The organism is Alteromonas sp. AMM-1 (assembly GCF_047290655.1).
Taxonomy (GTDB): domain Bacteria; phylum Pseudomonadota; class Gammaproteobacteria; order Enterobacterales; family Alteromonadaceae; genus Alteromonas; species Alteromonas mangrovi.
The window spans coordinates 1-12,301 of sequence record NZ_JBLBUE010000103.1 but is presented as its reverse complement, the minus strand read 5'-3'; the positions used below and the strand labels follow the sequence as shown (position 1 = coordinate 12,301).

Here is a 12,301-nt window from a genome sequence, read left to right as displayed (position 1 = left end):
TACCTCATTAATATTCGCAGCCGTTGAAACACAGGTCCCCCTTAGCTCAGTTGGTTAGAGCGACGGACTGTTAATCCGCAGGTCCCCCGTTCGAGTCGGGGAGGGGGAGCCACTTTTGGCTCAACTACCTTCGAGCATCCCGCTTAGCAACAAATCCCATAACAACTTTCCCAGTTTATTGATTAATTCGTCAGCACGTGTAGATCAGTCGGCGCAAATTTCCAGTATACGTTTTTAATTACTCGAAAAATAAGAGATAATGCCGCGATTATGAATGCGTAAATTTATCCTTAATCTACTGGCCTGGTTGGTATTACTAAATCGCAATGACTGAATTTTTCCTGCTTCTTATCAGTACGGTGTTAGTCAACAATTTTGTACTGGTTAAATTTCTGGGTTTATGCCCCTTTATGGGCGTTTCCAGCAAACTGGAAACCGCCATTGGCATGTCTATGGCTACCACTTTTGTGCTCACCTTAGCGTCCGTGTGTAGTTATCTGGTAGAAACCTATTTGTTACAGCCATTGGGCATCAGCTTTTTACGCACGATTAGTTTTATTCTTGTGATTGCGGTTGTGGTGCAATTTACTGAAATGGTAGTGCACAAAACCAGTCCAACCCTTTACCGTCTGCTGGGCATCTTTTTGCCCCTTATCACGACCAACTGCGCGGTACTAGGCGTTGCATTACTCAATCTCACCGAACAGCACAATCTGATTCAGAGTATTGTGTACGGATTTGGCGCCGCTGTTGGGTTTTCCCTTGCCATGATTTTATTTGCGGCCATGCGCGAACGACTGGCAGCAGCTGACGTCCCTACCCCTTTCAAAGGCGCATCGATTGCCATGATCACCGCAGGTTTAATGTCACTTGCGTTTATGGGCTTTAGCGGTTTGGTGAAAGTGTAATGATGGTTGTGGCATTGATCGCGCTGGGACTCATGGCCCTGGGATTTGGGTTGGCACTGGGTTACGCCGCCATTCGTTTTCACGTTGAAGGTGATCCGCTGGTTGAGCAAATTGACCAGCTGTTGCCTCAAACACAATGCGGCCAGTGTGGCTACCCCGGTTGTAAGCCATATGCAGAAGCCATTGCCAATGGTGACGACATTAACAAATGCCCGCCAGGTGGCGAAGCGACCATTAAACAACTGGCTGATTTAATGGGGGTGGAAGCCAAGCCACTGGACGCCGCTCACGGTGAAGAAAACGCCCCCAAAGTAGCTTATATTCGCGAAGACGAGTGTATTGGTTGTACTAAGTGCATTCAGGCTTGCCCGGTGGATGCCATAGTGGGTGCGGCCAAGCAAATGCATACCGTAATAACCGATGCCTGCACAGGCTGTGATTTATGTGTTGAACCCTGCCCGGTAGACTGTATCGACATGGTAACAGTGAACCCCACCACTGCATCCTGGCAATGGGATTTCTCACAAACGCCTCAGGGCGATATTCCGGTGAAAGTGATTTCCTGATATGCCAAACGATTTTCCTCAAATACTTCAGCGTCTGGATCAACAAAAGCTATGGGACTTCCCTGGTGGTGTTCATCCTGACGGCCGTAAATCCCTGTCAAACCAAACGTCTATTGGTACATTACCGTTACCACAAACACTGGTTATTCCGGTAAAGCAGCACATTGGTACTGCGGGAAGCTGTTTAGTTGCAGTGGGTGATCGCGTGCTGAAAGGTCAGCCGTTAACACAAAGCCCCCACCCTTTTTCTGTGCCGGTGCACGCCCCAACGTCGGGCGACGTAATTGCAATAGAAGAACGCACCACTGCGCACCCCAGCGGACTTGCAGAGCTTTGCGTGGTAATTAAACCTGATGGCCAGGATCAATGGACAAGCATAAGTGGCTTTACTGATTACACTCATGCTGAGCCCAATGAATTGATAGCGGCAATATGTGATGCAGGTATAGCCGGAATGGGCGGCGCAGGCTTTCCAACGCACATTAAATCAACCGCCAGAAAAACCGTTGAGTTTTTAATTATTAACGGCGTGGAATGCGAACCCTATATTACCTCTGACGACCGCCTGATGCGTGAACACGCCTGGCAAATCCGTCAGGGTATCGATATTTTACGTCACCTGCTCACACCTAAAGTTACCCTTATCGGTATTGAAGACAACAAGCCTGAAGCCTATGAGGCAATGCGAAAAGTGTGCGAAGACAATGCACAAATTCGCGTAGTGTCGGTGCCAACCAAATACCCTGCAGGCGGTGAAAAACAGCTAATTCAGGTGCTTACCGGGCGTGAAGTCCCGCGTGACGGCCTGCCCGCCGACATTGGCGTAATGATGTTTAACGTAGGCACCAGCTATGCCATTGCCGATGCCATTTTGTACGGCAAGCCGCTGATTCAACGGGTGGTAACCTTAACGGGTGAGGCGCTTCAGCACCCGCAAAATGTGTGGGCACTGATTGGCACGCCAATTCAGACACTGCTGGCGCAAGGCAGTTATCAACCCAAGCGTCAGGCCAGCCCAACAGTGATCATGGGCGGTCCCATGATGGGCTTTACCCTGCCGTCAACCGACGTGCCCGTGGTGAAAACCACCAACTGCATTCTGGTACCGGCCAAAAAAGAACTGCGAATGAATCAGCGTGAGCTCGCTTGCATTCGCTGCAGTGCGTGTGCCGACGCCTGCCCTGCCAGTTTGCTACCCCAGCAATTGTACTGGCACAGTAAAGCGGGCGAATTGGACAAAGCCGAAGAATACAATTAATTCGATTGTATTGAGTGCGGAGCCTGTGCGTACGTTTGCCCAAGCGAAATTCCACTGGTGCATTACTATCGCAAAGCCAAGTCGCAAATTCGTGTTCAGAAAGACGAAAAAGACAAAGCTGAAAAATCCAGGCAACGGTTTGAAGCGCGTAAAGCGAGGCTAGAGCGCGAAAAAGAAGAGCGCGAAGCTAAACATCGTCAGGCCGCGGAAGCGCGTAAACAGGCAATGGAAGCTCAGCAACAACGCGCGGCCGTTACCAATAATGACGACACCGCCGCCAGTCCAGCCAAAGATAAAGTTGCCGCCGCACTGGCCAGAGCGAAAGCCAAAAAGGCAGCGCAGCAATCAGAAGCTGAAGGCGTTTCAGAAGCTGACCCGCAAAGAACATCATCTGACGCAAAGCAAGATAAAGTGGCCGCAGCTATTGCCAGAGCAAAAGCGAAGAAAGCTCAGCTAGCAGCTGGCGCATCCGATGCTGAATCAACAAGCGATACCGTGTCACAAGAAAGCAGCACCGGACACGATGCCAATGCAGATCGCAAAGCCAAAGTGGCTGCGGCGATTGCTCGCGCTAAGGCTAAAAAAGCCGGATTGACTAGCCCTGCAGAGGACTCGGGGGATGCTAGCGCAAGCACAGTTTCAGCAACAACCGATAGTGTTGAGACAGCAGTAACGGATCCCGCCGCAGAACGCAAAGCCAAAGTCGCTGCGGCCGTTGCACGAGCGAAAGCCAAAAAAGCCGCGGTTGAAGCTGATAGCAACGCTGAACAAACCGATATACAAACGTCCGTCGAAAACGCTGAACCGGTTGAAACATCAGCGACTACCGTAACTGATGATGCCGAAGCACAGCGCAAAGCCAAAATTGCTGCAGCAGTAGCACGTGCGAAAGCGAAAAAGGCGTCGACAGAGTCAGATAGTGTAATTCAGGCCTCGCCAAGTGAAACGGAAGAGACAAACGGGCATGGCGACGAATCACTGAGCCCAGAAGCCCAGCGCAAAGCCAAAATTGCCGCCGCGGTAGCCCGCGCAAAAGCGAAAAAAGCGGCAACTGATTCGTCGTCGCCTTCGCCTTCGCCGTCGCAAGTTCAGGAAGTAGCCAGCGAGAATAGTGAATCAACCGACGACTCAATGAGTCCCGAAGCCCAGCGCAAAGCCAAAATTGCCGCTGCGGTTGCGCGCGCCAAAGCTAAAAAAGCGGCGCAAGAAAACAGCAGTGACGAGCAGGAGCAAGATAACGCATGAAGTTAACCCTATCGAGTTCTCCTCACCAACACGTTCGGCGCACCACCGATCAGGTTATGCGCTGGGTACTGTACGCCATGATCCCTGGCGTCATTGCTCAGGTCGTATTTTTTGGCTGGGGTGTGATAATACAAATGCTGTTAGCAGCCATTACTGCGGTGGTTACGGAAGCGGTTATTGTCGCCCTGCGAAAGCGTGAAATAGGCCAGGCTATCGCCGATTACAGTGCCATCGTTACTGCACTGTTACTGGCGGTAAGTTTACCGCCATTGTTGCCCTGGTGGATGACCGTGCTGGGCAGCTGGTTTGCTATTGCCATTGTTAAACAACTTTATGGCGGCTTGGGATTCAATTTATTCAATCCAGCTATGGCAGCATACGTGATGCTGTTAATTTCATTCCCTGCCGCTATGAGTGGCTGGTTGCCACCATCTTCGCTGGCACTGCATACCTTGTCGTTTGGTGACGCCGTATCCGTAATATTTACCGGGTTTAGTCAGTCGGGATACGATCTTACTCAGCTGCGCGCGGGTGCCGATGGTTTTACCATGGCAACCCCTCTCGACTACGTTAAAACCCAATTGAGTCAGGGATACACTTACACGGAAGCCCTTACCCCCCCATTGTTCGGCAACGGAATAACCGAAGCCGCTGGCGCTGGCTGGGGCTGGATTGCACTGGCGTACTTAGCTGGCGGCGTATTGCTCATTCAATTGCGCATTATTAGCTGGCATATTCCTGTCTCGCTGTTAGCCAGTGTTGCGGTAACCGCCGTCTTTTTGCAGCTTATCAATGGCGATTTATATGGCTCTGCTTTATTTCACTGGACCAATGGTGCAGTAATGCTGGGCGCATTTTTTATTGCAACAGATCCCGTCTCTGCCTCCACAACGCCTAAAGGCCGGTTGGTATTTGGTGCTGCTATTGGTTTTTGGGTAGTAATGATACGCACCTTTGGTGGCTACCCCGATGCCATGGCATTTGCCGTGGTGATCATGAATATGGCCGTTCCCCTGATAGATTATTACACTCAGCCAAGAGTGTATGGTCAGAAGCCCAGGAAAAAGCCTTCAGAGGGAGACGCCTGATGCCCAACAGCATATTGAAAAACGGTGGGTTATTGGCCTTATTCGCCTTAATTACGACAGCCCTCATTGCGTTTACCTACGAAAGTACCGCACAGAAAATTGCTGAACAGCGCGCCAAACGACTGCTGAGCACCTTAAATGAGGTTGTACCGCCCGCGCTTTACAACAACCAATTGGCACTGGACTGTGTGCAACTCGATACCCCTGAACTTGGCCGTGGCTTGCACGCGGTGTATCGCGCCCGGTTGGATAGCAATAATGCCGCACTGGCCGCAGAATTTACCGCGCCGGATGGTTACAGTGGCAACATTCATTTAATTCTTGGGGTGAATACCCAAGGTGAAGTACTCGGCGTAAGAGCGCTGGATCATGCTGAAACCCCCGGACTGGGCGACAAAATAGACATGGCAGTGAGCGACTGGATGCTGGGATTCAACGGTAAGGTATACCAGCCTGAAGACGCTAAACGCTGGCAGGTAAAAAAAGATGGCGGGCAGTTTGATCAGTTCACTGGAGCCACTATTACGCCAAGAGCGGTAGTGGGCGCAGTAGCCCGCACTCTGGATTACATTAATCACCAGCAGACCCGGTTATTTGATTTACCCACCAACTGCCCTGCCCAGGCAGAATCACAGGAGTAAGTGCGTATGTATCAACAGCTCACACTCGAAGGCTTGTGGAAAAACAACCCCGCACTGGTGCAGTTGCTTGGGTTATGCCCGTTACTTGCAGTTACATCCAGTGTAATTAATGGTTTAGGACTGGGCATAGCCACAACGCTGGTGCTTATTGGCTCAAACGCAACGGTGTCATTGATTCGCAATTATGTCACCTCGGCCATCCGCATTCCGGTTTTCGTCATGATCATTGCTGCGTTCGTAACCGTAATTCAACTGATGATGAATGCCTATACCTACGAATTGTATCTGGCCCTTGGGATATTCATTCCGCTGATTGTTACCAACTGCGCGATTATTGGCCGTGCAGAGGCATTTGCGTCCAAAAATCCCCTAGCGGCATCGGCCTTTGACGGACTGATGATGGGACTGGGCTTTACTCTGGTTCTGGTTATTCTGGGTGGTATCCGTGAGGCACTGGGCAACGGCACATTGTTACACGGCGCAGAGCGGCTGTTTGGCCCTGTAGCGACAAACTGGCAAATCACCCTGTTTAGCCCCGATAATCCGTTTTTGCTGGCCATATTGCCTCCTGGCGCATTCCTGGGACTGGGCTTTTTGATTGCGTTGAAAAATATTATCGATAAACGGCTGGCCGAAAAAGCGGCCGCAAATGCGCCCAAAACCGTGGTTCGCGCACGCGTGACTGCCGAAAATTAGTAATTCAAAGCGTATAAACTGGTACCCATTATGAGTAGTTCCCTTACAAAACAACAAAAAGTACAGGCCATCATGACCATTCTGGATGAACTGTACCCGGAAATACCCATTCCACTGGATCACAAAGACCCTTATACACTGCTGGTAGCGGTATTATTGTCTGCCCAGTGCACCGACGAGCGGGTAAACCAAATTACGCCAAAATTGTTTGCCCGGGCCGATAACCCCTTTGATATGGTGAAAATGAGCATTGACGACATCCAGGCAATCATCAAACCCTGTGGCTTGTCGCCGATGAAATCAAAAGGTATCTGGCATCTGTCGGATATGATCATAAAACTGCACGGCGGTGAAGTACCACAGGATTTTGAGGCACTTGAAGCCATGCCAGGTGTAGGCCACAAAACGGCATCAGTGGTAATGTCCCAGGCATTTGGTGTACCCGCCTTTCCGGTGGATACCCATATTCACCGCCTGATGTACCGTTGGGGCTTGTCTAACGGCAAAAGTGTGGAACAAACCGAGCGCGATGCCAAACGCCTGTTCCCTAAAGAGCGCTGGAACGACCTGCACCTGCAAATTATTTATTACGGACGTGAATACTGCCCGGCCAGAGGCTTTGTGCTGGACAACTGCATTATTACCCGTCAGTACGGCCGTAAGCGTTTTATTAACGACGTGCTGAAGGAGCAGGAGAAAAAGCGACTGGCCAAACAGAAAAAGTCAGCAACAAAGCGTTAATCACACCCATCGAAATTTTCTGTAATAACGATAAAAATAAAAAAGCCTGAATTCATCAGGCTGCCATATTCCTGCACGATGCAGTTTGTTACCATAAATCACTTTATTTAACTAAGTCAAATCAAAATGTTCGACTGGATAGCAAGCCCCGATGCCTGGGTTGCACTGGCTACTTTAATGGCCCTGGAAATTGTACTTGGCATCGACAACATCATTTTTATTTCGATTTTGGTTTCACGCTTGCCTGAAGCGCAGCGAAATAAAGCCCGGCGCATTGGCCTGTCGTTAGCCATGATCACCCGGTTAATGCTGTTATTTAGTTTAAGCTGGGTAATGGGGCTGGTTAATCCCCTGTTTACGCTTTTTGGCGAAGCCATCTCCGGTAGAGATATTATTTTAATTTTGGGTGGACTGTTCCTGCTGGCAAAATCCACCCATGAAATTCACAACAGCTTTGAAGAAAATGTTGCTTCTGGCGAATCCAATGCGGTGTCGGGTATGATGTCGATTCTTATCCAGATCGCCATTCTTGATGTGGTGTTTTCACTGGATTCCGTAATTACCGCAGTTGGTCTGGCCGAGCATGTAAGTGTAATGGCCATTGCAATTGTAGGGGCGGTGGCGGTGATGTTATTTGCCGCTAAACCCATTGGCGATTTTGTTGATGCCAACCCCACCATTAAAATGCTGGCACTGTCGTTTTTGATTCTGGTTGGATTTACCTTAATCGCCGAAGGCTTCGACCTGCATATCCCCAAAGGGTATGTGTATTTCGCCATGGCATTCTCGGTATTGGTAGAATTCCTGAATATTCAGTTGCGAAACAGAAAAGCCAGACATACTATCCGGCTCGCAAAGAAAGACCCGGATAGTCTTTAAACATGTAGCACAAAATTTTTTAAGTTTATCAAACAGGAGAATGCAACTTGGAAGCTTGGGTAGAACGCGTAATGTATGCGTCACGATGGTTACTTGCGCCTATTTACTTTGGGTTAAGCCTGGCTTTGGTGGCCTTGGGCATTAAGTTTTTTCAGGAACTCTTTCACCTGCTGCCCCACGTACTGGAAATCAGCGAAGCAGACATTGTTCTGGTGGTGTTATCGCTGATTGACATCGCACTGGTATCGGGCCTGATCATTATGGTGATGTTTACCAGTTACGAGAACTTTGTGTCGCAAATAGACCTGAAAGAAGGCACCGAAAAATTGGCGTGGCTGGGCACACTGGACACCAGTTCACTCAAGAGCAAAGTTGCCGCGTCGATTGTAGCCATTTCGTCTATACATTTACTGAAAATTTTTATGAATGCGAAGAATATCGATAACGACAAGCTCATGTGGTACGTGTTGATCCACCTCACATTCGTTATCTCGGCCTATGCCATGGGTACACTGGACAAATCAACCCGCAAGCATTAATAGGCTAGGTATCCTTCCTGAAACCAGATTCACACCTGGTTTCAGGAAACAAACACGCTAAGCGGTTACCACTCTCAAGCGTTCAACCGGACGTTCATCAATCCACAAATGCAGTAGCGCAGTGACCACCGCAATGCCGCAGGCCGCCCACCACACCACATCGTAAGAGCCGGTAACGTCAAACAAGTAGCCACCCAGCTACACTCCACTGAATGAGCGTAATTGGTGACTTAAAAACACAATGCCATACAACAATCCCATGTAAGGCAACCCAAACATTTGCGCCACCAGCCCGGACGTGGGAGGCACCGTAGCTAACCACAGTAAGCCCGTAATAATTGAAAAGGCATAAACAGAATGCGCTGACATGGGGAAATACATAAACGCGGCAATGGAAACCGCACGTAATGCATAAATACCTGTGAGTATTTTCGCCTTGGAATACTTGCCTGCCCAGGAGCCAGATAGCAAGCAACCAAATATATTAAACAATCCAATCAAAGCCAAACTGGCAACCGCAACATCAGAGGCAAAGCCCCTGTCACTCAAAAACGCCGGCATGTGCACGGTAATAAACGCTAATTGAAAACCACATACAAAGAAACCCGCTACCAATAGCCAGTAGTGTGAATAGGTACACGCCTCGCGCAGCGCTTCCGACATCGACTGCTTCTTGTCAGAAGCAGCCGTTTGCCCGGTAGGTTTTGTCGTTTCACGCAGAGGGGACGCTAAAAACATCATTAACAAAGCGCAACCCGCCATCAGCAAAAGCGCTATGCTCCAACCATAACCGGCAATAAACGACTGTGCCACAGGCACTACCAGCAATTGCCCTGCAGAGCCAGCTGCACTGCCCAAACCCAATGCAAAAGAGCGTTTTTCCGGTGAGACCATACGGGCCATGGCCGGCAATACCACCCCGAAACCGGTTGCGGCAATACCCATTCCCATCAAAAAGCCTGCGCCCACATTCAAGCCTTGAATCGTATCCGCTGTAGCGGTGACATAAAGTCCCAGCGCATAAAGCAGAGTACCTGCCACCACAGTTTTAACCGTACCGAACCGATCAGCAAACGCACCGGCCACTGGCTGAAACAATCCCCACCACAGATTCTGCAGCGCCAGTGCAAAAGCAAACACCTCCCTGCCATAACCAAATTCGGCAGACACCGGTGCCATAAAGAATCCCATGGAAGAGCGCAGTCCAAAGTTAAGCGCCAGCAACACGCAAGCGAAGGCTATGGCGACACTGAAAAGTGATTTATATTGAGACATGTTGATTTTCGGAAATCCAGTTGTTTATTTCGCTAGGATAAATACCCACTATAACGCACTTCTTAAGGTTATTACGCTATGAATGTAACCATGTGGATTTCTGCCTGATTTATGCTTCATTAACACATCCGTCGCTGGATCAATCGCTAAAAAGCGATTAAGTTATAATCAGATATCCTCGAAGATAGCACAGAACATAACCGTACAAGCGCTGGATAACCATAATAATGAACGTTTTTTTAACAGAGCTTAAACGCCGGAATGTGATTAAGTCGGTATTGGCTTATTTAGGTATTTCCTGGCTGGTTTTGCAGGTAGTAGAAGTATTCTCCGGTTTAATTGACATGCACCCGCTGGTAGGCCCAGCCGTGATCCTCACGCTAACCTGTGGACTGCCGGTTATTGCCTATCTGTCGTGGCATTTTGATATTAGCTTAGACGGGATCCACAGAACGCCTCCAGCTGATGGTCAGACTTTAAAACCCCTTGGCCCGGGCAGTTGGCTGGGGTTAGGCGGCATCGGAGTGCTGTGCGTGTTCATTGGTTTGCATTTTTTTACTGCCATCGAAGCAGACTATAAGGCAGCAAGTGAAGGCCAGCAGCAAGTGATGCAGGCTGACTCAATTGCCGTTATTCCCTTTACCGATCAAAGCCCGGAACGCGATCAAAACTACTTAGCATCCGGTTTAGCTGAAGAACTTACCAGCCTGTTGGGGCGTACCGACGGATTCAGGGTTGCGGCCTCTAAATCCAGTCAAATTCTCGCAGAAAAAGGCCTGTCGCCGGTTGATATAGGCCGTCGCCTGAATGTTCAAACCGTACTAACCGGTAGCGTAAGAGCACAAGGTAGCCGCATTAAGATTCGTGTTGAACTGGTGAATACGCAAGATGGCCATACGCTTTGGACTGAGAACTTCCTCAGAGACTTTTCAGACGTTTTTAAATTGGAAAGCGAAATTGGCCGTGCTGTGGTTAATTTGTTGCAAGACAAATACATTGAAGCAGGTTCCTTTCAGGCATTCGCCACCACCACCAGTACCGACGCCTATGTGATGTACTTAAAAGGCAAAGAACAATACCGGCTGCAAACCACCGAATCGATGAAAGCCGCTCGCACTCTGTTTGAACAATCCATCGCCCTCGATCCGGAGTTTGCACAGGCTTATGTAGCACTGGCCGATACGATTGCACTGCTAGCCGAAGGAGAAAGCCGCTTTGGCGTACTCAACACCAATATTGCTGCGCAGCTAGCCAAACAAAATCTGGATAAGGCCATCGTTCGGCAGCCCAACAATGCAGAAGCCTTTGCTGTAAAAGGCTACGTAGAGTTCATGACCGAGGAATACGACACTGCCCTGACTGATTTGGATAAAGCGCTAGCAGTAAACTCAAACTTGTCTATTGCGTTTATGTGGCGATATTTAGTTCATCGGGAATTAGGACATTTTGATCAGGCACTAACCGATCTTGAACAAGCGCTTTCACTGGATCCGATATCCAGAGCAAACCTGGCTAACATGGGATTTGAGTATTCCCGGCGCGGAGAATACGAAAAGGCAAGGTCATATCTGACGCTGTTAACCAACGATTTCCCTGATTATCCGCAAGCGTATGTAAACCTGGCTGACGCGAATTACCTGGCGGGTGAACATTCGGCGAGTCTGGAAAACTGGCTAAAGGCGTATTCACTGTCTAAAGACAACCTCAACTATCGCAATAGCGCAGCGAGTATTCTTATTGAACTTGGATTAACGGAGAATGCCAAACTGCTAATTGATGAGGACGACTTGACCTATCAGGCATTTATTTTGGTACGAGAACAAAAAAAGCAGCAACTGGTGGAGTTATTAGCGTTTCAGGTAGCCAGTGATCCCGATGACTATTGGGCCAAAGTTGAACAGGCTATTTATTTAGGCTGGACGGGGGAAATAAACCAAAGTGCGGAATTATTTATCGCGCTTGAAAAAATCACTCCCGAACAGGAAATGTATGCCATGCCCTATTGCTCACCGGCCATTGAAATTGCCTGGGCACAAGCCGAATTAAAGACACACCCGGTTGCACAGAACGCATATATTTCTACCTGTCAAAAGCAACTCAATAAAGAAATAAAAATATTTAAAGACAGCATTCTAATGTATTTGTCTGCTCGAATTAGCGCCCTCAATGGCGACACTGATGGATTTATCTCGCACTTTACCAATGCATTAAATAATGGATGGTTGCAGTGGTGGACTGAACTGGATCCGCTCGTAACCACGATGTTTCAAGAAAGCGAAGAAGCGCAGGCACTGCTTCAGCAGCACAACGAAAAATTAGCGACAGATCGAGTAGGAGGGAGTTTTACAACTCCCGTCCTCTCACACCACCGGGCATACGGTTCCGTACCACGGCGGTTCATATTAACACTGGAACTGTCGGTGACAATCCAGCAGTGATATCAGCCCCATCTTGTCGAACCACCC

11 protein-coding genes, 1 tRNA gene and 1 pseudogene are annotated in these 12,301 nt (G+C 49.1%); 11 read left to right on the top strand and 2 right to left on the bottom strand.

Annotation, left to right across the window (positions count from 1 at the left end; all coding sequences use genetic code 11):
- Positions 1 to 35 precede the first annotated feature (35 nt).
- From ACLR2L_RS14395 to ACLR2L_RS14350, 10 genes and pseudogenes are all read left to right on the top strand, one after another.
- A tRNA-Asn gene (locus ACLR2L_RS14395) sits at positions 36 to 112 on the top strand.
- A gap of 214 nt (positions 113 to 326) precedes the next feature.
- A complete protein-coding gene (rsxA, locus tag ACLR2L_RS14390; protein WP_140955970.1) occupies positions 327 to 908 on the top strand; it encodes an electron transport complex subunit RsxA in 582 nt (193 codons plus the stop codon).
- A complete protein-coding gene (gene rsxB, locus ACLR2L_RS14385) occupies positions 908 to 1,474 on the top strand; it encodes an electron transport complex subunit RsxB (RefSeq protein ID WP_413368974.1) in 567 nt (188 codons plus the stop codon). The genes rsxA and rsxB overlap by 1 nt, the downstream gene beginning before the upstream one ends.
- A 1-nt stretch (position 1,475) precedes the next feature.
- Positions 1,476 to 3,977 (top strand): annotated as a pseudogene (gene rsxC / locus ACLR2L_RS14380) (electron transport complex subunit RsxC).
- On the top strand, positions 3,974 to 5,065 hold the full coding sequence (gene rsxD / locus ACLR2L_RS14375) for an electron transport complex subunit RsxD (protein ID WP_413368972.1): 1,092 nt from the start codon (positions 3,974 to 3,976) through the stop codon (positions 5,063 to 5,065). Before rsxC ends, rsxD begins: the two are co-directional and overlap by 4 nt.
- Positions 5,065 to 5,706, top strand: a complete 642-nt coding sequence (gene rsxG, locus ACLR2L_RS14370) for an electron transport complex subunit RsxG (RefSeq protein WP_413368970.1) — start codon at positions 5,065 to 5,067, stop codon at positions 5,704 to 5,706. Before rsxD ends, rsxG begins: the two co-directional genes overlap by 1 nt.
- Positions 5,707 to 6,402, top strand: coding sequence for an electron transport complex subunit E (locus ACLR2L_RS14365; RefSeq protein WP_413368968.1), 696 nt, complete (start codon positions 5,707 to 5,709; stop codon positions 6,400 to 6,402).
- A gap of 30 nt (positions 6,403 to 6,432) precedes the next feature.
- Entirely contained in the window at positions 6,433 to 7,143 is a 711-nt protein-coding gene (gene nth / locus ACLR2L_RS14360) for an endonuclease III (protein WP_413368966.1), read from the top strand.
- Positions 7,144 to 7,269: 126 nt separating this feature from the next.
- Complete coding sequence (locus tag ACLR2L_RS14355; protein WP_413368965.1) at positions 7,270 to 8,022, top strand: TerC family protein; 753 nt, start codon at positions 7,270 to 7,272, stop codon at positions 8,020 to 8,022.
- A gap of 47 nt (positions 8,023 to 8,069) precedes the next feature.
- Positions 8,070 to 8,561 (top strand): TIGR00645 family protein, encoded by a 492-nt coding sequence (locus tag ACLR2L_RS14350; RefSeq protein ID WP_140955977.1) that lies wholly within the window; start codon positions 8,070 to 8,072, stop codon positions 8,559 to 8,561.
- Positions 8,562 to 8,618: 57 nt separating this feature from the next.
- Here ACLR2L_RS14350 and ACLR2L_RS14345 read toward each other — a convergent pair whose 3' ends face one another.
- Both ACLR2L_RS14345 and ACLR2L_RS14340 read right to left on the bottom strand, forming a co-directional pair.
- Entirely contained in the window at positions 8,619 to 8,747 is a 129-nt protein-coding gene (locus ACLR2L_RS14345) for a hypothetical protein (RefSeq protein WP_413368963.1), read from the bottom strand.
- A 12-nt stretch (positions 8,748 to 8,759) separates the two neighbouring features.
- Positions 8,760 to 9,836 carry an MFS transporter gene (locus tag ACLR2L_RS14340; protein WP_413368960.1) on the bottom strand — a complete coding sequence of 359 codons (1,077 nt, stop codon included), beginning with the start codon at positions 9,834 to 9,836 and terminating at the stop codon, positions 8,760 to 8,762.
- Between the two features lie 227 nt (positions 9,837 to 10,063).
- Here ACLR2L_RS14340 and ACLR2L_RS14335 point away from each other — a divergent pair, with 227 nt between their 5' ends.
- Positions 10,064 to 12,274 carry a tetratricopeptide repeat protein gene (locus ACLR2L_RS14335; RefSeq protein ID WP_413368958.1) on the top strand — a complete coding sequence of 737 codons (2,211 nt, stop codon included), beginning with the start codon at positions 10,064 to 10,066 and terminating at the stop codon, positions 12,272 to 12,274.
- Positions 12,275 to 12,301 lie beyond the last annotated feature (27 nt).